This is a genomic window from Arthrobacter sp. E44 (assembly GCF_041877125.1).
Lineage (GTDB): Bacteria > Actinomycetota > Actinomycetes > Actinomycetales > Micrococcaceae > Arthrobacter.
Genome location: NZ_JBHDJA010000005.1, coordinates 130,968 through 156,721 on the forward strand (window position 1 = coordinate 130,968; position 25,754 = coordinate 156,721).

At 64.6% G+C, this 25,754-nt stretch carries 22 protein-coding genes; 14 read left to right on the top strand and 8 right to left on the bottom strand.

Annotation, left to right across the window (positions count from 1 at the left end; translation table 11 throughout):
* Positions 1 to 32 precede the first annotated feature (32 nt).
* From ACETK3_RS06660 to ACETK3_RS06685, 6 genes are all read left to right on the top strand, one after another.
* Positions 33 to 1,766, top strand: a complete 1,734-nt coding sequence (locus ACETK3_RS06660) for an ABC transporter ATP-binding protein (protein WP_237429914.1) — start codon at positions 33 to 35, stop codon at positions 1,764 to 1,766.
* Complete coding sequence (locus tag ACETK3_RS06665) at positions 1,763 to 3,826, top strand: ABC transporter ATP-binding protein (protein ID WP_272912544.1); 2,064 nt, start codon at positions 1,763 to 1,765, stop codon at positions 3,824 to 3,826. Before ACETK3_RS06660 ends, ACETK3_RS06665 begins: the two co-directional genes overlap by 4 nt.
* Positions 3,827 to 3,864: 38 nt before the next feature.
* The gene (locus tag ACETK3_RS06670) at positions 3,865 to 4,281 is read left to right on the top strand and encodes a thioesterase family protein (RefSeq protein WP_236801238.1); all 417 of its coding nucleotides are present in this window, start codon (positions 3,865 to 3,867) and stop codon (positions 4,279 to 4,281) included.
* 79 nt (positions 4,282 to 4,360) lie between these two features.
* Positions 4,361 to 4,618 carry a PLD nuclease N-terminal domain-containing protein gene (locus ACETK3_RS06675; protein ID WP_237429915.1) on the top strand — a complete coding sequence of 86 codons (258 nt, stop codon included), beginning with the start codon at positions 4,361 to 4,363 and terminating at the stop codon, positions 4,616 to 4,618.
* A 69-nt stretch (positions 4,619 to 4,687) separates the two neighbouring features.
* Positions 4,688 to 6,919 carry an McrB family protein gene (locus ACETK3_RS06680; RefSeq protein WP_237429916.1) on the top strand — a complete coding sequence of 744 codons (2,232 nt, stop codon included), beginning with the start codon at positions 4,688 to 4,690 and terminating at the stop codon, positions 6,917 to 6,919.
* Positions 6,906 to 8,159 carry an McrC family protein gene (locus tag ACETK3_RS06685; protein ID WP_237429917.1) on the top strand — a complete coding sequence of 418 codons (1,254 nt, stop codon included), beginning with the start codon at positions 6,906 to 6,908 and terminating at the stop codon, positions 8,157 to 8,159. Before ACETK3_RS06680 ends, ACETK3_RS06685 begins: the two co-directional genes overlap by 14 nt.
* A gap of 82 nt (positions 8,160 to 8,241) precedes the next feature.
* Here ACETK3_RS06685 and ACETK3_RS06690 read toward each other — a convergent pair whose 3' ends face one another.
* Positions 8,242 to 9,897 carry a sensor histidine kinase gene (locus ACETK3_RS06690; protein ID WP_373992684.1) on the bottom strand — a complete coding sequence of 552 codons (1,656 nt, stop codon included), beginning with the start codon at positions 9,895 to 9,897 and terminating at the stop codon, positions 8,242 to 8,244.
* Positions 9,898 to 9,991: 94 nt separating this feature from the next.
* On the opposite strand from ACETK3_RS06690, the gene ACETK3_RS06695 reads away from it, so the two are divergent.
* Complete coding sequence (locus tag ACETK3_RS06695; protein WP_236801243.1) at positions 9,992 to 10,756, top strand: response regulator transcription factor; 765 nt, start codon at positions 9,992 to 9,994, stop codon at positions 10,754 to 10,756.
* Here the strand turns inward: ACETK3_RS06695 and ACETK3_RS06700 are convergent.
* Positions 10,729 to 11,139, bottom strand: coding sequence for an Hpt domain-containing protein (locus ACETK3_RS06700; protein ID WP_236801244.1), 411 nt, complete (start codon positions 11,137 to 11,139; stop codon positions 10,729 to 10,731). The genes ACETK3_RS06695 and ACETK3_RS06700 overlap by 28 nt on opposite strands.
* A gap of 279 nt (positions 11,140 to 11,418) precedes the next feature.
* Here ACETK3_RS06700 and ACETK3_RS06705 point away from each other — a divergent pair, with 279 nt between their 5' ends.
* The gene (locus tag ACETK3_RS06705) at positions 11,419 to 12,600 is read left to right on the top strand and encodes a glycosyl hydrolase (RefSeq protein ID WP_373992693.1); all 1,182 of its coding nucleotides are present in this window, start codon (positions 11,419 to 11,421) and stop codon (positions 12,598 to 12,600) included.
* Between the two features lie 166 nt (positions 12,601 to 12,766).
* Here ACETK3_RS06705 and ACETK3_RS06710 read toward each other — a convergent pair whose 3' ends face one another.
* Together ACETK3_RS06710 and ACETK3_RS06715 are read right to left on the bottom strand one after the other, a co-directional pair.
* Positions 12,767 to 13,210: a very short patch repair endonuclease gene (locus tag ACETK3_RS06710; RefSeq protein WP_236801246.1), complete on the bottom strand. Its 444-nt coding sequence runs from the start codon at positions 13,208 to 13,210 to the stop codon at positions 12,767 to 12,769.
* Positions 13,211 to 13,229: 19 nt separating this feature from the next.
* A complete protein-coding gene (locus tag ACETK3_RS06715) occupies positions 13,230 to 13,664 on the bottom strand; it encodes a pyridoxamine 5'-phosphate oxidase family protein (RefSeq protein WP_373992685.1) in 435 nt (144 codons plus the stop codon).
* A 187-nt stretch (positions 13,665 to 13,851) separates the two neighbouring features.
* Here ACETK3_RS06715 and ACETK3_RS06720 point away from each other — a divergent pair, with 187 nt between their 5' ends.
* From ACETK3_RS06720 to ACETK3_RS06735, 4 genes are all read left to right on the top strand, one after another.
* The gene (locus tag ACETK3_RS06720; RefSeq protein ID WP_236821364.1) at positions 13,852 to 15,579 is read left to right on the top strand and encodes a cytosine permease; all 1,728 of its coding nucleotides are present in this window, start codon (positions 13,852 to 13,854) and stop codon (positions 15,577 to 15,579) included.
* A gap of 198 nt (positions 15,580 to 15,777) precedes the next feature.
* Positions 15,778 to 16,446, top strand: coding sequence for a DUF6318 family protein (locus ACETK3_RS06725; protein WP_373992686.1), 669 nt, complete (start codon positions 15,778 to 15,780; stop codon positions 16,444 to 16,446).
* A 143-nt stretch (positions 16,447 to 16,589) separates the two neighbouring features.
* Positions 16,590 to 17,390: a hypothetical protein gene (locus ACETK3_RS06730; protein WP_373992687.1), complete on the top strand. Its 801-nt coding sequence runs from the start codon at positions 16,590 to 16,592 to the stop codon at positions 17,388 to 17,390.
* Positions 17,391 to 17,512: 122 nt separating this feature from the next.
* Positions 17,513 to 18,583: an alkene reductase gene (locus ACETK3_RS06735; protein WP_236801250.1), complete on the top strand. Its 1,071-nt coding sequence runs from the start codon at positions 17,513 to 17,515 to the stop codon at positions 18,581 to 18,583.
* A gap of 255 nt (positions 18,584 to 18,838) precedes the next feature.
* Here ACETK3_RS06735 and ACETK3_RS06740 read toward each other — a convergent pair whose 3' ends face one another.
* Entirely contained in the window at positions 18,839 to 19,156 is a 318-nt protein-coding gene (locus ACETK3_RS06740; protein ID WP_236802795.1) for a hypothetical protein, read from the bottom strand.
* Positions 19,157 to 19,285: 129 nt separating this feature from the next.
* Between ACETK3_RS06740 and ACETK3_RS06745 the strand changes: the two genes are divergently transcribed.
* On the top strand, positions 19,286 to 21,772 hold the full coding sequence (locus ACETK3_RS06745) for a Tex family protein (RefSeq protein ID WP_373992688.1): 2,487 nt from the start codon (positions 19,286 to 19,288) through the stop codon (positions 21,770 to 21,772).
* Positions 21,773 to 21,818: 46 nt separating this feature from the next.
* On the top strand, positions 21,819 to 22,172 hold the full coding sequence (locus ACETK3_RS06750; protein WP_236801252.1) for a hypothetical protein: 354 nt from the start codon (positions 21,819 to 21,821) through the stop codon (positions 22,170 to 22,172).
* Here ACETK3_RS06750 and ACETK3_RS06755 read toward each other — a convergent pair.
* The 3 genes from ACETK3_RS06755 to ACETK3_RS06765 all read right to left on the bottom strand — a co-directional run bounded on the left by ACETK3_RS06755 (position 22,169) and on the right by ACETK3_RS06765 (position 25,745).
* Positions 22,169 to 22,975 carry a YqjF family protein gene (locus ACETK3_RS06755; protein ID WP_237429926.1) on the bottom strand — a complete coding sequence of 269 codons (807 nt, stop codon included), beginning with the start codon at positions 22,973 to 22,975 and terminating at the stop codon, positions 22,169 to 22,171. The genes ACETK3_RS06750 and ACETK3_RS06755 overlap by 4 nt on opposite strands.
* 63 nt (positions 22,976 to 23,038) lie before the next feature.
* Positions 23,039 to 23,818, bottom strand: coding sequence for an isocitrate lyase/phosphoenolpyruvate mutase family protein (locus tag ACETK3_RS06760; RefSeq protein ID WP_237429927.1), 780 nt, complete (start codon positions 23,816 to 23,818; stop codon positions 23,039 to 23,041).
* Positions 23,819 to 23,852: 34 nt separating this feature from the next.
* The gene (locus ACETK3_RS06765) at positions 23,853 to 25,745 is read right to left on the bottom strand and encodes an HNH endonuclease signature motif containing protein (RefSeq protein WP_237429928.1); all 1,893 of its coding nucleotides are present in this window, start codon (positions 25,743 to 25,745) and stop codon (positions 23,853 to 23,855) included.
* Between the last annotated feature and the right edge of the window lie 9 nt (positions 25,746 to 25,754).

The window sequence follows — 25,754 nt, forward strand, 5'->3', positions numbered from 1 at the left end:
AAATGTCGGTGCCCATCACTAGAGTTGAGTCCATGCTCCTCACCCTCATACGGCGCTACTCCAAACCGTATTCGCCGTACATCCTGGCTGTCGTCATTTTCCAGCTCGCGGCCACCATCGCTGCGCTGTACCTGCCCAGCCTGAACGCGCAAATCATTGACGAGGGCGTGGCACGCGGCGACACCGATTTCATCTGGCGCACCGGCGCGGTGATGCTCCTGGTGGCCTTCGCCCAGGTGGCAGCGGCCATCGCCGGCGTCTACTTCGGCTCGAGGACGGCCATGGCGGTGGGCCGGGACCTGCGCCATGCGGTGTTCCGCAAGGTCACCAGCTTCTCCGCCAAGGATGTCAACGCGTTCGGCGCGCCCACACTGATTACCCGGGGCACCAACGATGTCCAGCAGGTGCAGATGCTCCTCCTCATGGGGCTGAACTTCATGGTGGCCACCCCCATCATGTGCATCGGCGGCATCATCATGGCGCTGCGCGAGGACATTAATCTGTCCTGGCTGGTCTGGGTCTCCGTTCCCCTGCTGGCCGTGGTGGTGGGCTACCTGGTGGTCCGGCTCATGCCGCTGTTCCGGTCCATGCAGCGGAAGATCGACCGCATCAACGCCGTGCTGCGCGAGCAGATCATCGGTATCCGGGTGGTCCGGGCCTTCGTGCGTGAGCCGTTCGAGACCGAACGCTTCGGCGGGGCCAATAAGGAACTGACGGACGTCTCGCTCCGCATCGGAGCCCTGTTCGTCCTGATGTTTCCGGCCATCAGCATGATCCTGCACCTGTCCACGGCGGCAGTGCTCTGGTTTGGCGGGCAGCGGGTGGATGCCGGCGCCATGCAGGTGGGCTCGCTCACCGCGTTCCTGCAGTACCTGCTGCAAATCCTGATGGCGGTCATGATGGGCACCTTCATGGCCATGATGATCCCGCGCGCCTCCGTTTGTGCTGACCGCATCGGCGAGGTGCTCGGCGTCGAGCCCTCCATCCACGATCCCCAGCAGCCTCAGGCTCCGGCCACTCTCACCGGAGCGGTGGAATACCGAAACGTCACGTTCGCCTACCCGGGCGCCGAGTCTCCGGTGCTCAGCAACATCAGCTTCACCGCCCACCCGGGGCAGACCATCGCCATCATCGGGTCCACGGGCGCCGGGAAAACCTCCCTGTTGTCCCTCCTGCCGCGGCTGTATGACCCCGTGGAAGGGCAGGTGCTGCTGGACGGTGTCCCGGTGGACAGGCTGGACCGCGCCGAGATCACCAAGAGGGTTGCGTTGGTGCCGCAGCGTCCATACCTGTTCTCCGGCACCATCGAACACAACCTCCGGTTCGGCAAGACCGAGGCGACGGACCAGGAACTCTGGGATGCCCTTCGGGTAGCCCAAGGCGAGTCCTTTGTCCGCGAGAAGAAGAACGGGCTGGACGCAAGGATTTCGCAGGGCGGCACCAACGTCTCCGGCGGACAGCGCCAGCGCCTGTGCATTGCGCGTGCGCTCGTGACCAAACCCCGCGTCTACCTCTTTGACGACTCGTTCTCGGCCCTGGACGTGGCCACTGACGCCCGGCTCCGGGCCGCCCTCAAGGCCATTACCAGGGATGCCACCGTCATCATCGTGGCCCAGCGGATCTCCACCATCACCGAGGCCGACCAGATCCTGGTGCTGGACAACGGACGCATCGTGGACCGTGGCACGCACGAGGAACTCCTGGAAACCTCGCCCACGTACCAGGAAATTGTCGAATCCCAGCTGAGTGTGGAGGAAGTGGCATGAGCCCCCGCAAGAAGGACTCCGCCCCCGTGGAAGAGGCCGCCCCCGAATCCGCGGTGGCTGCCGGCGCCGGGCATGAAGACGACGACTTCCTCGAGGAGGAGTTCACCCCCTCCGAAGCGGACGGGGACATGTTCGGCGGCATGCCCGCCAAGAAAGCCGAGCACTTCTGGCCATCTGCGAAACGGCTGATGGGCCTGCTGAAGCCCGAAGCCCTGGGTATCTACGCGGTGGTGGGCCTGGTGGTGGTCTCCGTGGTCCTCAACGTCATTGCGCCCAAGATCCTGGGCCAGGCCATGGATGTCATCTTCGCCGGGGTAGTGGGAAAGCAGCTGCCCGCCGGAGCCAGCAAGGAGCAGTTCGTTGCCGGGCTGCGCCAACAGGGCCAGGACAACTTCGCCGACATGGTGGCCCGCATGGAGCTGGTGCCCGGCACGGGCATCAACTTCGACAAGCTCACCATGCTCATCGCCATTGTCCTGCTGATGTACTTCGTCGCGAATATCTTCATGTGGCTGCAGGGCTACGTCCTGAACCGCATCGTCATGAAGGTCATCCGCCGCCTGCGTGACGATACCGAGAACAAGCTCAACCGCCTGCCGCTGAACTACTTCGATACCCGGCAGCGCGGCGATGTGCTGTCCCGGGTGACCAACGACGTCGACAACATCCAGCAGGCACTCCAACAGGCTTTCGCCCAGCTGGTCAACTCCGTGCTGACCGTCCTGGGCATCGTGATCATGATGTTCATCGTCTCCTGGCAGCTTGCCCTGATTGCCCTGATCGCCCTCCCGTTGTCCGGCGTGGCCGCCGGCCTGATCGGAGCCCGGAGCCAAAAACTGTTCGCCGCCCAATGGAAGAACACCGGGTCGCTGAACGGCCAGATCGAGGAGTCCTTCTCCGGGCACGACCTGGTGCGCGTCTTCGGCCGGGATGCGGACATGCTGGCACGGTTCGAAGAACGCAACGAAGCCCTCTACAAGGCAAGCTTCGGCGCGCAGTTCGTCTCCGGGATCATCTTCCCCGTCATGCAGTTCGTGTCCTACCTCAGCTACGTGGGCATCGCGGTGGTGGGCGGACTCCGCGTGGCCTCCGGCGCCATGTCCCTGGGCGATGCCACCGCATTCATCCAGTACTCCCGCGAGTTCACCCAGCCGCTGGGCCAGATGGCCGGCATGGCCAACATGCTCCAGTCCGGGGTGGCGTCCTCGGAGCGTGTCTTCGAGTTCCTTGACGCCGACGAACAGGACGCCGAAACCGCCACCGAACACCTGCCGGCCAAGACCGACGGACACGTGGACATCAAGAACGTTACCTTCAGCTACACCCCGGACAAGCCGCTCATCGAGAACCTCTCCTTCACGGCAGAGCCGGGCAACACGGTGGCGATCGTGGGCCCCACAGGAGCCGGAAAGACCACCCTGGTGAACCTGGTGATGCGCTTCTACGAGCTCAACTCCGGCTCCATCATGCTGGACGGCGTGGATGTCACCCACCTCAGCCGCTCCGAGCTACGCTCCAAGGTGGGCATGGTGCTGCAGGATGCCTGGCTCTTCGGCGGGTCCATTTACGACAACATCCGCTACGGCAACCTCAACGCCACAGAGGAGCAGGTCATCGCAGCTGCCAGGGCCACCTTCGTGGACCGCTTCGTCCGCGCCCTGCCGGAAGGCTACGACACCGTGATCGATGAAGAAGGCAACAACGTCAGCGCGGGCGAAAAGCAGCTGATCACCATCGCCCGCGCCTTCGTGGCCAACCCCTCGCTGCTGATCCTGGATGAGGCCACCAGTTCCGTGGACACCCGCACCGAACTGCTGGTGCAGAAGGCCATGGCGGCGCTGCGCTCCGACCGGACCAGCTTTGTGATCGCGCACCGGCTCTCCACCATCCGCGATGCAGATACGATCCTGGTCATGGAAAACGGACGAATCGTGGAACAGGGCAACCACCAGGTGCTGCTCGCAGCCGGCGGCGCCTACCACCGCCTCTACATGTCACAGTTCGCGGGTGCGGACGCCGGGGAAATGCTGTTGGATGATTCGACGGCGGTGCGCAGCTGAGCGCGCACGGTGGCCAGCGCATCGAGGTCCTTGTCCCGATGCGCTGGGGCGACATGGACGCCTACGGCCACATCAACAACGTCCAGATCGTGCGGATGCTGGAGGAAGCGCGGATCGCAGCCTTTGGGCCACCGCGGGGTACGGGTCGTCCCGGTATCGAGCCCCCGGTGTCGCTGTTCAACGATGTCCCGGAGGGCACGCTTGCTTTGATCGTTGACCACAAGATCCGCTATGTCCGGACCCTGGAGTACCGCAACGTTCCGGCCCTGGTCCAGGTCTGGATCGGCGCCGTCAAGGGAGCCAGCTTTGACATCCATTACGTGGTCCAGGACCCCGTGACCGGGGAGGACTGCGTGAAGGCGAGCAGCCACCTGGCCTTCGTTGATGAAGCCACGGGTCGCGTGCAACGGCTCACCCAGGAGCAAAAAGAACGGATGGCTCCCTACAGGCACTAAGACTCTGGTCAGGACTGCCCGGAAACCAGTGGACTGGAAACACTGAACTGGACCATTACCTACAGCGAAAGGAAGCCCGATGGCCAAGAACAAGACCCGCGCCTCAGGGAAGAAGAAGACCTGGAAGGAGATGTCGCCGGGCAGGAAGGTGGGCACCATCCTCACCGCGATCGTCCAGGTATCCCTGCTGGTTGCGGCCCAGCGGGACATTTCCCACCGCCCTGCCGACCAGATCAACGGGCCGAAGGCTGCGTGGCGGGCAGCGTCCTTCGTTAACTTCATCGGGCCCATGGGCTACTTCATCTTCGGAAGGAAGCACTCCGCCACCGGAAAATAGCCGGCCTGGCGGTGCCCGGTTCAGCCACCGTGGAGCGTGCGCCCAGCCAGACCCTGTAAATTTGGGGGCATGACCCCCACTGCCACTGTTGCCATGACCCGCGCCCTCGGCATCTCCAAGGAGATCGAGGATGCGGCGTGGTTCGTGCTGGGGCCGGGCCTGCAGGGCAAGGCGTCACCCCTGGACGGCCGCACCAGGACGTGGTCCGTTCCGGCTGCCGCCGAGCTGCTTGACCGGCTGGAACGGGGCATCGTTGACTCCAAGGCGCCGATGATGACCAACCTCCGCGAGAACCTGGAGGGTGCCACCCGCGGGGCCAAGCAGTTGGCCGTGGAGCTGCTCTTCCTGCAGTCCCTTCCGCTGGCACACGAGGTGAAGTCGCTGAAGGTCAAGCGCGCCCGGGTGGCGGAGGCCGCAGGCTGGCTGGAGCCACCGCTGGAACTACCCGAAGAGCTGTACGCCGGGATGACGGACCACGGTGTCATCCGCGACCGCACCGCCGAATTCAACTGGACCATCTGGGACCACCTCAGGTGGTTGTGCCGGTTCGTCCGGAACGTCGCGCAGCGGCCGGCCAGCGTAGTGCAGGCAGCCCTCAAGGACCCGCTGCAGTTCCACCGCCTCGCCGCATCCACGCCGGATGACCAGCCGGCCATCCGGCGCAGCATCGAGTTCCTGGCCTGGCCCAGCTACTTCGAGCCGGTGGTGGCGGACGTGGAACGGCAGGAAATCCGGGATGCCTTTGCGTCGCTCGTGGGCGGCGCCAGGGGAGACAGCGAAGAGGACATAACCGCCGATATCCACCGTATCCGGCTGCACCTGGACGAACAGGCGGGCCAGCGCATCGACTGGTACTCCCGCCAACTGGTCAGCCAGTGGCGCAAGGTGGGCGACCCCGGGCGGCGTGCCTGGCTGCTCCGGACGCACAGCGACAACGCCGAGCTGCTTACCGCCTGGCATGGCGAGGAGAAGGTGACGCTCGACGTCGAACACCTCCGCCTGCTGGAGCCCGGCGTCACCGCCGGCGTGGTGCAGCACGCCGTTGACGAGGACTACAAGCACCTCGGCTACGTGGAGCGAGAGGACACCAAGACCGCCGTGTTTGCGTTCCTGACCGTCATGAAGCCCGGCGACCTGGTGCTCTACCAGCACGCCGGAACGGTGCGGCTGGGCGGGGTGCTGGGGGAGCCCGAGTACAACGACGACAACCGCCGGCTGCGGCGCAAGGTGCGCTGGTTCGACGACGGGCACGCCACCACCAGCCTTCCCCGGCACGTCCAGCGGCAGCTGGCCACCCCCGGCATCGTGGTTGACGCCACCCGGGTGGTGCAGGCACTGCAGGCACTGCTCCCCGCCGAGGCGGAAACCGAGCCCGACGGCGATACCGACGCTGCCGCCGTCGTCCTCCCTGTGCAGGAGGGCTTCCGTCCGCTGACGCAGGAATTCGCCGCGTCGCTGCACATGGAGCTGGAACCTCTGCAGGAGATCGCCGATCTGCTGGAGGAGAACCGGCAGCTGGTCCTTTACGGCCCGCCCGGCACCGGCAAGACCTACCTGGCCAAGCACCTGGCGGCCGAGCTGGCGGACGACACCACGGACGAACGCGTCAAGCTGGTCCAGTTCCATCCGTCCTACGCCTACGAGGATTTCTTCGAGGGCTACCGGCCGGACAAGACCGACGACGGGCAGGTGTCCTTCAAACTGGTGGCGGGTCCGCTGCGGCGGCTGGCTGAGGAAGCCGCCAAGCCCGGGAACGAGAAAAAGCCGTACTTCCTGATCATCGATGAGATGAACCGCGCCAACCTGGCCAAGGTGTTCGGCGAGCTGTACTTCCTGCTGGAGTACCGGGATGACCGGATCTACCTGCAGTACAGCCCCAACGAGCCGTTCACGCTGCCGGACAACCTGTACATCATCGGCACCATGAACACGGCGGACCGGTCCATCGCCATGATGGACGCCGCCATCCGCCGCCGGTTCTCCTTCATCGAACTGCATCCGCAGACGGAACCGGTGAAGGGGTCGCTGCTGAGGTTCCTTGAGGCCCGCCAGCTGGACACCGCCCCGGCGCTGCTGCTGGACGCGCTGAACGGGGCCATCGATGAGTGGGACCGGGACCTGATGATCGGGCCGTCGTACTTCATGAAGCCCGCGGCCCAGACCCCTGCCGGGCTGCGACGGATCTTCAAGTACGAGCTGATGCCGCTGCTGGAGGAGCACTACCACGGCCAGCTGACGCGCGCGCAGCTGGAAGAACGGTTCGGGCTGGACCAGCTGCTGGGACGCATTGCAGCGCGCTGATCCGCGGGCGGCCGGCATTTCAACCGGTGCGGTGCGCCACCTGGTCCTCGATGAGCTGTCCAGCGGCCTGGTGGAACGGCTGGACGCACCAAGCGCTTCCGTCCTGAACTCCAGCGGCCTGGCCAAAACTTCCCCGATGGGCATGGGGTTGTACCGGATCGAGCCGGTGGGCAAGGTGGGCTCCGTTCGCACTGCCACGGTCCAGCTCGACGTCCGGCCCAAGGACCGGCTGGGACTGAGCCGGCTCCTGTTCCTGCTCAGTTACGCGGGGGAGCAGGGCTTCCGGCCGGATTTGGTGGCGGCAACCGAGGACCGGGACCTGTGGAGCGCGCTGGCCGAGTCGCTGGCGCAGCTGGCTGAACGCGCCCTGGGTCGCGGCCTCCTGCAGGGCTACCTCACTGTGGATGAGTCCCTGCGGACCGTGAAGGGGCGGATCCGGATTTCGGACCAGATCTCCCGGCGCCCGGGCATGCTGGTTCCCTTGGAGGTCTCCTATGACGAGTTCACCGAGGACATCGCCGAAAACCGGATCCTGCGCGCCGCGCTTGAGCGGATGGGGCAGGTGCCGGGGGTGCGGCCCGAAGTGCTGGGCCGGCTGCGCCAGCTGAAGGGAAAGCTCGACGGCGTCACGCGCCTTCCAGCCGGCGCCCCGGTGCCGCCGTGGAAGCCAACAAGGATGAACCTGCGCTATCACGCCGTGCTGCGCCTGGCCGACCTGATCCTGCGCAACGCGTCCGCGGAAGCCGGTGAGGGCAGGCAGCGGACGGCTTCGTTCGTGGTGGACATGGCGCAGGTGTTCGAGGACTTCGTGGGAACCGCACTGCGCAGCGCCATGGCGGCCTACCCTGGTGAGCTCCGGCTGCGCTACAACACCCTCCTCAGCGAGGCAGTGCGCGATTCCGACCGGCTCTCCGTGAGACCGGATGCGGTCCACCTGCTGGGCGGGCGCCCCGTGGTGGCCTACAACACGAAGTACCGGGCGGCATCTGATGCAGGGGCGTCGCTGACGGCCGACCATTACCAGATGCTGGCCCACTGCACCGCGCTGGCCGTGCCCACCGCCTGGCTGATCTATGCAGGCAAGGGCGAAGTGAAACTCCGCCGCATCCTGAACACCGACATCGACATCGTGGAGTTCCCGCTGGACCTCAGCCAGCCGCCGTCGGGCATCCTTGCCTCAGTCCAGGAACTCGCCCGCCAGTCATGGGGCGAAGTGGTCCGCCAAGCCCGGAACGGCTGATGCGCCCGGCAGTCCGCCGTCGGTCGGCCCACGCCTGCCGGGCTCCCTGGCCGAGCCTGCGAGGTTAGGGTGCAGGCGGGGATCAGACCGGCACGCGGAACGTAAAGGTTGTTCCCTTGCCCAGGGTGCTCTCCACGTCGATGGTGCCGCCGTGTGCCTCGACGATCGCCTTGCTGATGGGCAGCCCCAGGCCCACGCCGGGGATGGCGGTGCGCCGGACGCTGCTGGTGCGGAAGAACTTGGCAAACACCTCGGAGGCGTCCTCCGGGGTCATTCCCATACCGGTGTCCGCGACGCGGCAGGCCAGGTGCCCGTCCTCCCGCGCCAGCGACACCACCACTTTGCCGCCGTCCGGGGAGTACTTGATGGCGTTGGACACCAAGTTGTCCAGGACCTGCGAGATGCGCGCGCTGTCCACGTGGGCCTCCAGCTGCTCCGGGGTTTCGGCCCGCAGTTCGACGCCGGCCGCTGCCGCCCGGGGCATTGCCGAGGACACGCTGTTCCGGACGAGGTCGGCGACATCCACGGCGTGCGGCGTGACGATCAGCTGGCCGTTCCGGCTGGACAGCAGGTCCGAAACCAGGGTCAGGAGCCGCTCGGAATTGCGGCGGATGATTTCCAGCATTTCGCGCTGCGGTTCCTCCGGTTCGTCGGCGAGCAGAATCTCCACATAGCCAAGGATGGAGGTCAGCGGGGTGCGGAATTCATGGGAGACGCTGGAGACAAAGTCATCCTTGGCGGTGAGCGCGTTGACCAGGTCAGTTACGTCGCTGAAGACGATCACTGAGCCGGTGAACTTGCCGTCGGAGTCCCTCATGGCGCGTGCCGTGGTTACCAGTGCCCGCTGGTCGTTCCCTTCGCCGAGCCAGACCAGGAAATCGGTGAAGGTCTCTCCCAGGACGGCGCGCCGTACCGGACGCTCCTGGACGGGGATCAGGGTTTTTCGGTCTGCCCCAAAGACCAAGAGCTGCGACTCGTTGGGATCCGCGATGTTCTTTGGCCGGGCCAGTTCGTGATTGGCGCGCTGCTTGCGGTTCATCAGGATGTCATGGCCGTCGGCGTCAACCGCCAGGACGCCCAGGTGCACGGTGTCCAGGATGGTGTTCAGCAGCGATTCCTGGCGCTTGCTGGTGCGCAGGCTGGCCCGAAGTTGCTCGTCCTTGTCCTCCAGCTCCTGCTGCTGGCGCATCATGCTCAAGGTCAGGACGCTGACCGACACTCCGATGCCCAGCATCATGACGGGCAGGAGCAGGGAGCGGGCAAAGTCCTGCGGGGTGTAGTCGCCTTTCAGGAGCAACGGAACCCAGATGATGGCCAGCGGCCCCAGGAAGGACAGCCACAAGGAAGCCCGAGGGTAGTATCCGGAGGCGCAGAGCCAAATCACCGGAAACACCGCCAGCAGACTGATCCCCGTGAGGCTTTCCTGGCCGCCCTCCCTGCCCGCCGCGATGGAAACGAAGTCCAGCAGTGGGATGGCCAGGAAGCTGGTGTAGGGCAGCCGTTCCCATGGAATGACGTAGCAAAGCGCCATGATGGCCAGCTGCGAGATGAGGAACGCGACGAACAAGGGGTTGTTCATGGTGACCGGGAAGAACGCCCACACCAGCAGGGCGGTCAGGATCGTGGTCACGAACAGCGGCATTTGGCTCAGGGCCACCCGGTCGGACAGCCGGTATTCATGGAAGGGCCGCTTGAAAAAACGCAGCCGTCCGGAAGACCAGGCCGTGGGGTTGCTCATGGCGCGGAAGACGCGGACGTCGGGCTGTGCGAGACCATACCAGCAGGATATCCGCAGCCAGCTATACTTCTGACGTTGGCACTGAGGGGGCTCTATGAGTGAGGCACGTGTGGGTCTGGTCATCGAGGATGACCACGACATTCGGGAGCTGGTTCGCACTGTGCTGACCCAGGCTGGATTTGACGTCACTGTCGCCAGTGGCGGCGCCGAGGGCGTCCTGATGGCCAAAAGCTTGAATCCTGATGTCATCACCCTGGACCTGGGCTTGCCGGACATCGACGGTTTTGAGGTGTCCCGGCAGATCCGCGAGTTTTCGGACGCCTACATCGTGATGCTCACGGCGCGGACCGAGGAACTGGACACCCTCATCGGGCTGGAATCAGGCGCGGACGACTACCTCACCAAGCCGTTCCGCCCGCGGGAACTGCGGGCCCGGGTTGCGGCCATGATGCGCCGTCCGCGGTCTGTTCCCGACCCCGGCGACGTTGCCGTTGATGCTTCCCCGGACAGCGCGGCCCACCCGGAGCGTGGAAACTTCAGCCACAATGGCCTGGAGCTCAGCTACGCCTCGCGGACCGTCGCCGTCGACGGCAAAGAGATGAACCTGACGCGCACCGAGTTCGAACTGCTGTACGCGCTGCTGGAAGCGGGCCGGACAGTCCGCACCAAATCGGACCTGGTGCGGCGGCTCCGGGATGAGGATTACGACGTCGGCAGCTACATCAGCGAGGCCGACGAACGGTCCGTGGAGGTCCACATGGGAAACCTGCGCAAGAAGCTGGGTGACTCGCCGCAGCAGCCGCGGTGGCTGCAGACGGTCCGCGGGGTGGGCTACCGTTTGGCGCCGGGACAGCACTGAGCCTGCAACCGATGCATGGTTTGCCTGCTGCACTGGGTGATGGGTCGCAAGTAGGTGGCGGCCAGCCTGGGCAACGCCACCGCCATGTCAGCGTGGCGGGCTTCGGCGCGGATCTCGTTCTCGAGTTCCAGGGCCAGGCCGGCCAAGCGCTCGGCGCCCACCATTTGGCTTGAGGTCTTAAGGCTCAGGACTGCGTCCATGGAGCCGTCCAGGTCGCCGGTAGTCAGGGCAAGCCGCAACCGGCCCAGCCGTTGCGGCAGGAACTCGATGAAATTCCCAACGAAGATCCGGCTGTAGCCTTCTTCCTCCTCGAGTTCTTCCCGTAGCCGGTCCAGGACGGACTGGTCCACCAGCGGCCTTGGCGCATCATCCGACGTGCTCACGACACTCCTTTCTGCTGGATTTGGGGACCCGAAAACAGGGTGTTTAGGCGGGGGATCTTGTTCTGTTTCAGGTTAGGACCGTTCCCGCAACCTCGCAGAAGACTCGGGAAGAATTGTGGTTTTCTTGATGGGACTGCGGTTTTTGGGCCATAGGATCGATGCCAGTGCTTTTTCGCATTGACGTCATCAGCGGCCATAGCCGCCTTTTCAATCTGGGGATAGATTGCCGTGTTCCGAACACTTAGGACCTTATTTGTCGCGCTCATAATCGGGGCCGGGCTGGCTTTGTCCATCGTCCAGCCGGCCAGCGCAGCGACCACACCGCAAATCACGCTCAATCCGGCGTCCGGTCCCGCCGGTTCCGCCGTCACTGTCACCGGAACCGGGTTCAAAGCCGCCACCACGGGCACAGTGATCGTGGGTTCCACCACTTTCGCGTTCCAAACCACATCGACCGGCGCTTTCAGCACCGGCATCACCATTCCGGCCGCATCCACCGGAAACCTCACCATTACTGCCAAGACATCGTCCATCAAGGCGTCAGCAACGTTTGTGGTGCAGGCGGCTCCCGCTCCAGCGGCCGCACCTGCGCCAACCATCAGTTCAGCCCCTCTGCGCTTCGGGGTGGCAACGCCGGGAGGACCGCTGGCCAGTACTGAGCTGGACGAGGTGGCCAGCCTGGCAGGGGAAATCCCTTCCGTGGTGATGAGCTACAAGGATTTCCTGCAGGCCCCGCCGATCACTGAGTTGGATGCCGTCCGCTCGCGCGGAGCCACACCCTTGGTCACTTGGGAGCCGTGGGCATGGGGAGGCGGAGTGGATCAGCCCGCCTACTCGTTGGCACGGATTACCGCAGGGGACTTTGATGCGTACATCAGCCAGTGGGGCCAGTCCCTGGCGGGCTGGGGCAAGCCGGTCATGCTGCGTTTCGCGCACGAAATGAATGGCAACTGGTATCCGTGGGCCGAAGGCGTCAATGGCAACCAGGCGGGAGAGTACGTGGCTGCATGGCGGCATGTTCACGATGTTGTTGCCGCTACGGGTGCCAGTAACGTCCAGTGGGTGTGGTCGCCGAACGTGCCCTACTGGGGCTCGACTGACCTGGCCGGCCTGTACCCGGGCGCAGGCTACGTGGACATTGTGGCCCTGGACGGCTACAACTGGGGCACCTCGCAAACCTGGAGCAGCTGGGTTTCCCCAGTGGATCTCCTTGCCCCCGGCATCTCCCAGCTCCGCAGCCTGGCACCGGGCAAGCCGGTCCTGATTGCCGAGACGGCCTCCAGCGAGCTGGGTGGTTCCAAGGCCTCCTGGAACACGGACCTGGTGTCCTATCTGGCTGCCCAGCCGGACGTGATGGGCTTCGTCTGGTTCCATATGCAGAAGGAAACAGACTGGCGCATCAACAGCAGCGACTCGTCGGCGTCCGCCTTCAAGTCCGCACTGCTGGCCCGGAGAAGCTAGGGGATAGGGGATAGCTGCTCCGAAACCGCCAGTGTGGGCTGCCTGATCGCGGCAACCCGTCCATCCTGCCTGTCCAGGATCAAGGACGGTGACGGAAACAGCTAAAGATTGGCTCAAGATCCAGCCGTCAGGCGCCATTCAACTGTCAGGCTCCGCCAGCTATCTGTCAGGCGCCGGCTTCGAGGAAGTGCACCAACTGGGACTCGAGGGCTGAACGATCCTTCAGCTCACACTCCCAGACGGTCAACACTTCCCAGCCGGCGTCTTCCAGTTGCCGGCGCTGGCCGGCGTCGCGCTCGCGGGTCCGGGTCCGCTTTGCATCCCAGAACTCCGCGTTGGCTTTCGGTGCGTGCAGGCCCACCCGGCAGTCGTGGAAATGCCAGAAGCAGCCGTTCACGAAGATCACCTTGTGCCGCCCGGCGAAGACAAGGTCCGGGTTGCCCGGCAGTTTGGTGCCGCCGGACCTGCCGTGCAGGCGATACCGGTAGCCCTTGGCATGCAGGATCCCGCGCACCAGTAGTTCGGGCTTGGTGTTCTTGCCCCGGATCCGGGACATGTTCCAGCTGCGCTGCTCGGGGGTGAGCTTGTCTGCAGTGGGCTTGTCCGCCATTCCTCCAGTCTAGGAGTCCCTAGATATCCCGTTCCGGTTGTTCGCCGAACACGAAGTGGCGGCCGCTGACGGACTTCGGCTCAATCTCCACGTAAAAGTCCTTCAGGGTGGGAACCCAGGTCTTCAGGCCGAGTTCCTCGATGGCCGCAAGCTCAGCCGAGTTGCTGAGCACCCGTGCGGTCCCGCGGAGGATCACGGACCATGCCTCCTGCGACAGGATGCCGTCAGTTTCGAACAGCACCTTGGAGTTGATGGTCAGCTGCGCGAGCTTGTTCCCGGGGGCGGTCCGCAAATAGACCTTCCGGTTCGAGGTCACGTAGTTCACGGGGAAGATGTCGGGTTCCCCCGCTACAGAGACCACCAGCCGCCCGTGCTGCGTCGCAGCCAGAAGACGCCACGATTGCTCATCATCGAGTTCCAGGACGGGATTGCCGTCCGCGTGTTCAAACATCATGCGGCCATTGTTCTACCTCAAGTAGAAATGCGCCAGAGGCTTTGGACCCGCAATTCCCGCCCCTTTGTGACACCTCCGTCAAGGCTTAACACTTCGGAAACAGGCCTGTGACCGCGTTGTCTTTCCGGCTGGATAGCGTCGCATGCAGAGTCATCACGGCTGAATGCGAAAGAAAGCGACGCACCCAATGGGCAACGACACAGAAACAACGCAACTGCTGGAACCTGCGGCACCTGCTGATGCCGCCGTCGTCGGACGTTCTCCGGCAACCCCGACAGCGGGCAATAGCGCGGCACTGAACGCCACCAAGGAAAGCCTTGAGGATTACACGCTGCGGTTCGCGCCGCGCTCCTACCGCAAATGGAGCGCCGGGGTGGTGGCCACCAGCGCGCTGGGCGGCATCGCCTACCTGGCGGACTTCTCCATCGGAGCCAACATCGGCATCTCCTACGGCACGGTCAACGCGCTGCTGGGAATCCTGGTGGCCGCCGTCGTCATCTTCGCAACAGGCTTTCCCTTGGCTTACTACGCGGCCCGCTACAACATCGACCTGGACCTGATCACCCGCGGCTCCGGCTTCGGCTACTACGGATCGGTGGTCACCAACGTCATCTTTGCCACCTTCACCTTCATCTTCTTCGCGCTGGAAGGCTCCATCATGGCGCAGGGGCTGGAGCTGGGACTGGGGATTCCGCAGTGGCTGGGGTACGCCGCGTCCACCGTCATCATCATTCCGCTGGTGATCTACGGGATGAACACCCTGGCCAAACTGCAGGTCTGGACCACTCCGCTGTGGCTGCTCCTGATGGTGGTGCCCGTGGGTTACCTGCTGATCTCGCACCCCGAGAGCATCAACAGCTTCTTTGCCTACACCGGCGAGTCCGGTGACAGCGGCCCCAACCTTGCATCCGTGATGCTGGCCGCCGGCGTGTGCCTGTCCCTGATGGCGCAGATCGCCGAGCAGATCGACTACCTCCGGTTCATGCCGCCGCGCACCGCCGCCAACCGGGGCGCCTGGTGGCGGGCCGTAATCCTGGCCGGGCCGGGCTGGGTGATTTTCGGGGCCATCAAGCAGATCGTGGGCCTGTTCATCGCCATCTACCTGATCGCTTCCCTGGATCCCGCCGCCTCGGCCACCGCCAACGAGCCGGTGCACCAGTTCCTGGGCGTGTATCAGGAGATGATGCCGGCGTGGCTGGCCATGACGCTGGCGGTGGTGCTGGTGGTCATCTCCCAGATCAAGATCAACGTCACCAACGCGTACTCCGGTTCGCTGGCGTGGACCAACTCCTTTACGCGCATCACCAAGACGTACCCGGGGCGGATGGTGTTCGTGGTGGTGAATCTGCTGATCGCACTGGTTCTGATGGAAGCCAACATGTTCGACTTCCTGAACACCATCCTCGGGTTCTACGCCAACTGCGCCATGGCCTGGGTGGTCACGGTGGCGTCCGATATCGCCATCAACAAGTACCTGCTCAAGATTTCGCCCAAGGTGCCGGAGTTCCGCCGCGGCATGCTGTATGCCGTGAACCCGGTGGGGTTTGTGTCCATGCTGGTGTCCGCAGGCGTTTCCATCGCGGTGTTCTTCGGGGCGTTCGGTGCCGCCATCCAGCCCTACTCGCCGATCTTCGCGGTGGGCCTGGCGCTCGTGCTGCCGCCGGTCCTGGCCGTGCTGACCCGCGGGCGGTTCTACCTGCGGCGTGTTGACGACGGGATCGACCTGCCAATGTTCGACGCCGACGGGAACCCCAGCGACGGCAAACTCCTGTGCCACGTAACCGGCCTGGAGTTCGAGCGTCCGGACATGGTGCGTTCCGCACAAGACGCGTCCGACGGCGGCGCGCAGTATGTTTCTTCGCTCGCCTTGTCGACTGATAAGACGGGGGAGCTGGTGCTTCCCGCCCAGAAGTAGAAGTTTATTGATTGGGAGCCGGCGCACCTTTGTGCGCCGGCTTCCTTTATGACTTCTTTTGTCGTGTTCCGGATGGTAGACAATGCATCGGGGGGCCTTCTGCCTGTGGATAACTTCCTCAGCGAATTATGACGTGGGCTACCCTTAACTCACTGTCCGGAGCAAGCCGTCTTGAAACTACTGGGGGAATAGCGGCCCATGACATCGCAGAACTTCTTTTCGTCCCGCGCTCTCGTTTCGCCACGCACGGTGCAGTCCGGTGCGGCCGCCCTCGTTGTTGGACTTGCTCTGGCTTTGTCTGGCTGCAACTCGGGCGGTTCTCCTGGTCCGGGCGGCACTTCTTCCCCCGTGGCCGCCGAGACACCCACCGCCACGCCCACTCCCACCCCGACATCGAGTGCTGTCTACAAGCCGGCCGACGCATCCGGCCCAGCCCAGAACGTCCCGGTTCCCGTCCTGCCCGAGGTGGCTAAGACGGAGACGAAGGAAGGGGCGGAAGCGTTTATGAAGCATTGGTTCTCGGTCCTGAGCTACGCATACGAGACGGGAGACACTGCTGCACTTTCAAAGCTTTCGAAAACTGAGTGCACCTTTTGTCAAGGTCTCGTCGCTGACATTGAAGCCGCTTGGGGTGAGGGCAAGTGGATTTCTGGCGGCCAAATAGAAATTCCGGTCGCGACCGCAAAACCTTCTACTGACGGCAGCACGCAGGTGGTTCTTCAGGTACTGCAGAAGGAACTGGTAATTCATAATCCAGACGGAAGCCCGTATCAAGAGAAGACGGCAGCTACGAATTCCGGCAGCGTGGCGATGGTGAGATTTGCCGACTCGGGATGGGTGGTCAATGATCTAGGGCTGATCCGGTAATCGTGGCTTACTTAGGTAGGGTCCTCGGAATCCTCGCCTGCTGTCTGGTGTTTTTGACAGCGTCTCTCCTGTCGGCCTCTGCCGAAGATGGGTCAAAACCGAAGCCGCGTATCGGTGGCGGATTTGTGGACTCCGGCCTCAAAATGGGAGCTGATGATTGGGTACCTGGTGAGTCGGGCCAATTTGTTCGTGCTGAGCCCGGCACCGTAAGCACGGACCCCAACGAGTACAAGTACGAACTTCAATGCCACCTCGGCGGGGGCGACTTCGACACCCCTTGCCTTGCCCGCCAGCTCGACTGCAAGGACCGGGAAGACGGCGCCAAGGGCATACCCGTGATGTGGCTGTCCCGGCCACGAGGCGTGCCGGGTGCGGTCTGGGCACACCATTCCGGCCCAACCTGCCTTTACGATCCGAAGCCCGAGGACCTCCTGCCTCGCATCGCCGCGGATATCCAGTGGCAGTTCCAGAACCTTCCGGTAAACGCCGGGAAAGTTACGGCGCAGCCGAGCCCGAACACCATCCGCGGCGCCGAGACAAACTTCTACGCGGAGGCGGTGGAGCAGCAGTTCGACATCACCATGTTCGCCCAAAAAGTCCACGTGGTGGCTACGCCCGTGCAGTACACGTGGAACTACGGTGACGGCACTGTCTTCGGCCCTCAACCGTCCATGGGAGGGCCCTTGCCGCAGGACCGCTGGGGTGAAAAGACCCGGACCAGCCACGCCTACGCATCCACCGGGGATTTCCAGGTGGTCATGACTACCACCTTCCAGGGCACCTATTCGGTGAACTCCGGCCCGCCGTTGCCCATTCCAGGGCAAGGGCAGTTCAGTGCACCGCCGCAAACCATCAGCGTTTGGCGCTCGCTCACCCGCAACTACGCGGACGACTGCAACACCAATCCACAGGGGCAGGGTTGCCCGGGTGCCGGCACCCGGTAAGGCCGGACCCAGGTTAAGGCAGGATTGTGATCCCCGTCGCATTCGGTGCTGTGCCGGAATAGTTGCATGCGCCCCACAGTTGGCAGAGGCAGTACGTCTTCAGCCTTCGAAAGGAACTGCGCATGCTGTTTTCCCCGCTCACCCTCGGCGAACTTGAACTTCCCAACCGTCTGGTGATGGCACCGCTGACCCGCCTCCGCGCGGGTGAGAAGGGCATTCCGGGACCGCTCCTCGTCGAGCACTACCGCCAGCGCGCTTCCCTGGGCCTCATCGTCAGCGAGGGCACCTACCCCACCCCCGTCGGGCAGGCTTACCCGGGACAGCCCGGGATCGTCACTCCGGAACAGGTCGCCGGGTGGAAGAAGGTTACTGACGCAGTGCACGCCGAAGGCGGGCGCATGTTTGCCCAGATCATGCATGGCGGCAGGGTTTCCCACCCTGACATCACCGGTGGCCTGCCCATCGTCGGGCCCAGTGCCGTAGCCATTGACGGCATTGTCAGGACGCCTGCCGGCAAGCAGCCGTACCCGGTCCCGCACGCCCTGACCACCGACGAGCTCCCCCTGGTCATCCAGGAAATCGTCAACGCTTCGCTGAACGCCATCGAGGCAGGGTTCGACGGCGTGGAGTTGCACTCGGCCAACGGCTACCTCCTGCACGAATTCCTGGCGCCGAACTCCAACATCCGGACGGACAGCTACGGCGGGTCCCCCGAAAACCGCGCACGCTTCGTGATCGAAACCGTCAACGCAGTGGTGGCAGCCCTCGGCGCGAACCGCGTGGGCCTGCGGATTTCCCCCGAGCACAACGTCCAGGGCATCGCCGAGACCGACGCCGCTGACGTCCGCGCCACCTACGAAGTCCTCGTGGACAGCATCGCGCCGCTCAGCCTCGCCTACCTGAGCATCCTGCACCACGAACCCACGGGTGAACTCGTCCAGGACCTCCGCACGCGCTTCGGCGGCACCTTCCTGGTCAACACCGGCTTCGGCGTCATCACCACCCGGGAAGAAGCCGTGAACCTCGTGGCCGAGGGCCACGCCGACGCGGTGGTTGTGGGCCGGCCTGCGATCGCCAACCCGGATCTTGCCCGCCGCTGGAAGGAAAGCCTCCCGCTCAACGAGCCTGATGCGTCCACGTTCTACGCAGAAGGCGCCACTGGCTACACGGATTACCCGATGTACCAGGGCTAAAGCACCTGACCGGCCAGCCCGGAAAAACGACGACGGCGGCACCCAAGTTGGGTGCCGCCGTCGTTGGCTGTCTGGGGTGCTGGTCCCGGGCAGCGTCGCCGTAAGGCCATCCGACGACCTCCGGCTGACGACTTATGTGGCCCGCCGGACTCCATCGGGAAGCCGGCGGTGATCAGATGCTACTCCAACGAATGGACTCTTACCAGAGCCAGTTTTGCAACCGACAACCGCGCCAAGGCAAGGCTGCCAAACCCGCTAAAGTACTGCCTCCCGGCCCGTGCCTTCCCGCATCCGCAGCCGTCCGTCCTCGATAGAGACCAGCACGCTTTTGGGTTTGCCGCTGACCTTGGTGATCGCCTTGAGCCCCCGGTTGGTCACCTCCACTCCCACCTGCGCCCCCTTGGCCGGCAGATCCACGGACACCTCCGACGCGATGCCGAGCAGTGGATTGGTGGAGACACCCAGTTCCCTGCGCACCTCCTTGCCGTTCACGGTCACGGTGATGTTGGCCTCGTCGAACCCCTCCTGGAAAACAACAAGCAGTTCCCGCATGATGGCCTCTTCCTCAAGCATCGGCGCCACTAACGGCATGTCCACTACAGCACTTCGTCGGCTCCAACGGAATACCCTCTGCAAACCCCGATATCCACATGAAGACGCCCTCCGGTGGAGCCCGGCAGGTCGGTAAGGCAAGATGTTCTGGTGACCCAACTGCCTGCGCCTTCCCCGATTCCCGCACCCTCCCACGCGTCAGGGGAGGACGCGGTCTTTGCCCAAATTGCCGCCGAGCTGGGGGTCAAGGCGTGGCAGGTGAAGGCGGCCGTCGACCTGCTCGACGGCGGCTCCACCGTTCCGTTCATCGCAAGGTACCGCAAGGAAGCCACCGGGACGCTGGACGACACCCAGCTCCGGAACCTCGACGAGCGGCTCCGCTACCTCCGCGAGCTGGCGGACCGCCGTCGTTCCGTCCTCGAAGCGATTGAAGCGCAAGGGCAGCTGACGCCGGAACTGCGCAAGGCAGTCCTGGCTGCCGATACCAAGTCACGGCTCGAAGACATCTACCTGCCGTTCAAGTCCAAGCGCCGGACCAAGGCCCAGATGGCGCGTGAGGCGGGCCTGGAGCCGCTCGCGGACGTGCTGCTGAAGCGGCCGGACCTGGACCCCGAACGCGAAGCCGCAAAGTACCTCAACAACGAGCACTCCGTAGCCGACGCCGCCACGGCGTTGGCCGGTGCCCGGGCCATCCTGGTGGAGCGGGTGGCTCAGGATCCCGACCTCGCAGCCAACCTGCGGGACCGGATGTGGACGCAGGGCCGGATGGTCTCACGCGTCAAGAAGGGCAAGGAGGCTGAAGGGCAGAAGTTCGCCGACTACTTCGAGTTCGCGCAGGCGCCGGAACGGATGCCGTCGCACCGCGTGCTGGCGCTGTTCCGCGGGGAGAAGGACGGCATTCTTGAGTTGGATCTTGCAGAAGCAGATCCAGCGGACGACGCCGCCCTTACCGCCGCCCGCGCCCGCTACGAGTCCGCGGTGGCCAGGTTCCTCGGCGTCGCCGACCGCGGCCGTCCCGCCGACGCATGGCTGATGCAGACAGCCCAGGTTGCTTGGCGCTCCCGCGTGCTGGCCCGCCTTACTTCTGACCTTCGCGCCAGGCTGTTTGCGGCGGCGGAGGACGAAGCGGTCCGGGTGTTCGCCGCCAACCTTCGCGACGTGCTGCTGGCCGCACCGGCCGGAAATCGCGCCACCCTTGGCCTCGACCCCGGGCTGCGCACCGGGGTGAAGGTCGCAGTGGTGGACGGCACCGGGAAGGTCGTAGCCACTGACACTGTCTACCCGCACGCTCCCGCCCGCAAGTGGGACGAAGCCCTGGCCACCCTGGTGCGTTTGGCGCGGCAGCACGCCGTCGAACTTGTGGCGATTGGCAACGGGACGGCATCGCGTGAGACGGATAAGTTGGCTGCCGAATTGATCAAACTGCTGCCGGAGGTGGACCGGAAACCGCAGAAACTGGTGGTGTCCGAGGCCGGCGCCTCCGTCTACTCCGCCTCGGCGCTCGCCGCCGCCGAACTGCCGGGAATGGACGTTTCGCTTCGCGGTGCCGTCTCCATTGCGCGCCGCCTGCAGGATCCGCTCGCCGAACTCGTCAAGATCGATCCCAAGTCCATCGGCGTGGGCCAGTACCAGCACGACGTCACGGCCTCGAAACTGGATCGGAGCCTTGATGCAGTGGTGGAGGATTGCGTAAACGCCGTGGGAGTGGATGTGAACACCGCATCGCCCGCACTGTTGAGTCGGGTGGCCGGTGTCGGGCCCCTGCTGAGCGAAAACATTGTGGCCTATCGGAACGAACATGGCCCCTTCAACAAGCGGACCGACCTCAAGAAGGTGCCGCGGCTGGGCGCCAAGGCATTCGAGCAGTGCGCCGGCTTCCTTCGAATCACCGGGGGAGCGGAGCCCCTTGATGCATCCAGCGTCCACCCGGAGGCGTACGCGGTGGCCAGGAAGATCCGGGCGGCTGCCGGGTCGGCGCCGGCATCGTCCTTGGACCCGCAAAAGTTCGTGGATGACACGTTCGGCCTGCCAACGGTCCAGGACATCCTCATAGAGCTGGACAAACCAGGCCGAGACCCCCGGCCCGCCTTTGCTGCCGCCACCTTCTCGGAGGGGATCGAAAAGATCTCGGACCTGCGGCCGGGCATGATCCTTGAGGGAACGGTGACCAACGTTGCCGCTTTCGGTGCCTTCGTGGATGTGGGCGTCCACCAGGACGGGCTGGTGCATGTCTCTGCCCTGGCCAACCGCTTTGTGTCCGATCCGCGCGAGGTGGTGAAGTCTGGCCAGGTGGTCCGTGTGAAGGTCGTGGAGGCTGATCCGGAGCGGAAACGCATTTCGTTGACGTTGAGGCTCGACGACGAACCAGCCGGCGGCGGCGCAGGTTCCGGGCGGCGCAAGGGAGATGGCAGCGGTGGACAGGGCGGTGCAGGACGTGGCGGTGCGGGACAAGAAGGGCGAGGCAACCGCGGGGGAGCAGGCGGCCAAAAGGTTGATCGCGGCGGACGCCAGGACCGGCAACAGCAAGGCAGGCAGTCCCCGCGTGCAGCAGGCGGTAATAACCGTGCGACCCCGAAGCCGCAGCCCATTGACACTGCAATGGCCGAGGCTTTGAGGAAGGCCGGGTTGGGCAAGTAGCTTCTGAGGGACTTTGGCAGGGGTGGCTTTTCTGCAAGGGTGGGGTATGACCTATTTCCTGGAGTACACCGTTCCTGCCGCCCCCGGCGATGACGAGTTCGAGTTCCCTCACGACGAGATCAATTCCGGCGACACGGTCCCGCTGACCCAGACGAAGGCCGAAGTGGTGCACACACCGGATCTTCCGGCCCGCACCGGCATCATCGGCGCAACGGTGCCCGAGGCGAAGCTGGAAGCTGAGCAGTTGATCACCCACAGCCGGGCATCGGAAGCATCCCTCTACTTCGACCCGTCCAACTCCCTGCAGGCGGGCGTCGGTACCTTGGTGAGCACGTTTACCGAAGGCCAAGGTTGGCAGGACGCCCAGGGAGCGCCGGATCCCCAGGACGCAACCTTCTAGCCGCCGGCGCCCAGCAGGCGGGGTCGTCCAAACCGTGTCCTGACTCCCGGCGAGTAGAGGACCGATTCCGGCGGCCCGTTCACGTTGATGCCGGCTGCCGCAACCAATCCATCGCTGAGCTGGTGGATGTCTGCCTCAAAAAGCGGCCAATCGTGGTGGCTGTTCGGAACGTATATGGATTTGCCGCGGAAGCGGCCGTGCATGCCGAACCTTGCAGTCAGGAAGATCGATAGTGGATCGCTGGCTGCGACGTGCAGCTTTGGGACGACCCCGAAGTCGCTTTGTGCAGCGCTGCTGCCAAACCGGTGGACGGAGTATCCGATAGGAAGTTCACCTGTGCTGCCGGCATCGGTCCTGGAGCCGTCATGCTGGCGCCTGTTATCGCTGCCCGGAAAGGCTGGCCATTGCCGGATCTGCGACCACACGTAGGGAATTCCGGCCGTCCGCGTCGCGACAACGACTGGGAGGCGGTTCGCGTCCAGGCTCAGGAACACCACCCCACGGGTCCCGTCCGGCTCGCGGGAGTAGAGCCGGACGTTGACCTCATTGAAGCTTCCCAGGTAGGGAATGCCGGGGCCGTGGCCGAGTCCCGCCTGCACCATGCGAAATCCAATGAGCCCAACCCAGGAACTGCCGTCGAATATATCCGGTTGAACCCCACATGGCATGAACTTGGCCGCCACTGCCTCCGGAATTCGCCAGTGGAGGAACACGGCATCAAGCCACCGCTGGTCGGAGAATACCGGCCTTGGTAATTCTGTCGGGCGCGGCCACAGTTCTGCGGCGCTCAAGTTCTCCGTCAAGGTTCCACCACTCCTTCCTCCAATCAGCCGCTGGCGCTTGAAGTTCGATGGCTGCGGTTTCAGCTAGTTCAAAGGCCGCGTGTCCTCGGGAAGCTGGCCACCTGCGAGGAGCTCTGCGGCTGCGTCGGCGAGGGCTGTCAGGGCCACTCTCTGTGTCCATGGACCGTACGAGATGCGCGCAACGCCCAGTTCCTGCAGCTTGGCCGGCGGAAGCGAACCCGGGACGTTGATGACCGAGATCTTGTTCCAGCCGATGCCTTCTACCAGCGCTGTGATCGTTGGCTGGTCCAGCAGCCCCGGGACAAAGACCGTGGTGGCGCCTACGTCCAGGAACGCCCTGCCGCGTTCGATGGCATCCAAAAGTACATCTTCAGGCGCACGGTCCTTGCCCTTCAGGAACGCGTCGGTCCGCGCATTCAGGACGAAATCGATTCCTTCTGCAGCACCGGCATGAACAACGGCTGCCATCTGGTTCACGGCCTCCGTCAGCGGCCGCATCTGGTCCTCGATGTTGGCCCCGACAATTCCGACGCCAATTGCCTTGCGCGTGGTCTCGCCCGGATTGCCGTAACCGGATTCAAGGTCGGCGCTCACGGGCAGATGGGTGGCCGCAGCTATGCGGCCGACGAAGCTGATCATTTCGTCGACGGGAATGTTCTCACCGTCCTCGTAGCCAAGGGTGGCGGCGATGGAGTGGCTGGCCGTTGCAAGGGCAGTGGTTCCCGGAACCTCCGTAATGACTTTGGCAGTGATGGCATCCCACACATTGACCATTTGAAGAATTTCCGGGGCTTGGTGCAGACGGAGCAGTTCGGTGGCTTTGGCGCTGCTGGTTTCAGTCATGGGTGAAGCCTAACCCGACTGCTTTGGGCAGGTTTCATTTGTGTGGGTGGGGTGGTGGTGGTTTGAAGTAGTGGTTTTGTTGGGGTGTTTGGTGGGGGTCGAGGTGGGGTGGGGGGATGAAGGTGGGTGTGTGGTGGGTGGTGGTGATGGTCCATTGTTCTTTGTGGATGAGGTGGTGGTGGTGGCTGCAGAGCAGGACGCCGTTGTTGGTGGTGGTGGGTCCTTCGTGTGACCAGTAGGTGATGTGGTGGGCTTCGCACCAGGGGGCGGGGATGGTGCAGTTGGGGAAGGCGCAGCCTTGGTCGCGGGCGGTGAGGGCCAGGCGTTGGGCGGGGGTGAAGAGGCGGGTTTTGCGGCCGAGGTCGAGGATTTCGCTGTTGGTGCCCAGGAGGGCGGGGATGATGTCGGCGTCGCATGCGGTTTTGCGCAGGGTGGCGGCGGCGACGGGCCCGGTGAACATGAACGTGCCGGTCCCGGTTCCTGTCCCGGCGCCTGTACGTGGCGCTGTCCTGGTGGTTGTGTTCGTTCCGGGTTCTGCTGTTGTCGGTCCTGATTTTCCGGCGGGGGTGGTGGCGTTGGCTGGGAATAGGTCTTGGTAGTGGATCGTGGCGATGATTTGGGGGCGGTTGCCGCCGGTGGTGGGCAGGGTGTTGGTGGTGAGGGCGGCTTTGGCGGCGGTGACCAGGCCGTCGAGTTGTTTTTGGGCGCGGGTGCGCCGGTCCAGGTCCGGCAGGTTGGTGTGCCATGTTGCGCTGCCCGTTGCCGTGCTCCCCTCGGTGCCTGTGCCCGTGCCTGTGCAGCCTTCAGTTCCCGTGCCCGCCCTGTCGGCTGTGTCATTCCCTGTGCTTGGGCTGGTGTTGCCGGTGGTGGTGCGGGGGTTGGTGGCGGTGTTCATGACGGTGAGGAGGTGTTCGTATTGGTCGGTGGTGGCGAAGATTTCGAGGTGGTGCAGGCCGTGGCGGGGTTTGCGGATGAAGGCGCCTTGGGTGTGGCGGAGGGCTTCTTCGGTGGGTTCGGTGCCGTCGGCGTCGATGGTGTCGGTCCAGCGTTGGGCCAGGCGGGTGAGGAAGTCGGGGTCGGTGGTTGTGGCGGCTGTGGTGAGGTGGTGTTCGATCCGGTCCAGGGTCTCTTCGGTGGTGTGGTGGCGGAGCCGGTCCAGGGTGGCGGTGATGATGGTCGCTGCGTGCGAGGACACCGCCGGTCCCGGCCCGGTTTCGATGGTGGTCCCCTCGACGGTGGTTGCGGTTTCGGTGTTGTTCCCGGTGGTGGTGTTCCCGTTGGTGGGGGTGAGGGCGGCGGCGAGGTGTGGCCGGGTTGGTGGGAGTGGTTCGCCGGTGATGCTGGTGCCGGGCAGGACGTGGTGGGCGAGGGTGAGGCGGCGGCGGGCTTCGCGGATGGGGATCTGCAGGCGCAGGCGGAGGAACTCTGCGGTGTTCCGGCACCCGTCATCGGCAGGGGAGGTGTGCGGGGTTTCGGTGGTGTTGAGGGTTCCAACACTGTTGGCGTCCCACCCGGTGATCCAGCCCGTGGACCGGCCTGCGGAGGACGAGGCTGCGCGGGACTGGGCTGCGCGGGACCGGCCTGCCCGGGTTTTGGCGGCTGCGGCGTCGTTGATGGCTTGGGTTCGGGTGCGGTCCACAGCCCCGGCTGCGAGGAGTTGGAGGTACTCGATGGAGCGGGCAAGGCCCTCGACCCGGGCGGCGAAATCTGCAGCTTCGGCATGGCTGGCGGTTGCCAGCAGGCCGGGGGCGGCCAAGGCGGCGGCTGCCAGCTGTGCGCCGAGCCCGTCCAACACGTCCTGCTGGCCGGGCCCCGAGTCTGATGGCTGTAAAGGTTCCTCGCTGGGGACCGGGTGAAGGTGGGCCGGGCGCGGCAGCCGGCTGCCGGCGTCGTACGCCCTCCCAAGATCTTCCCCAATGGCCTCCATGACCCCACT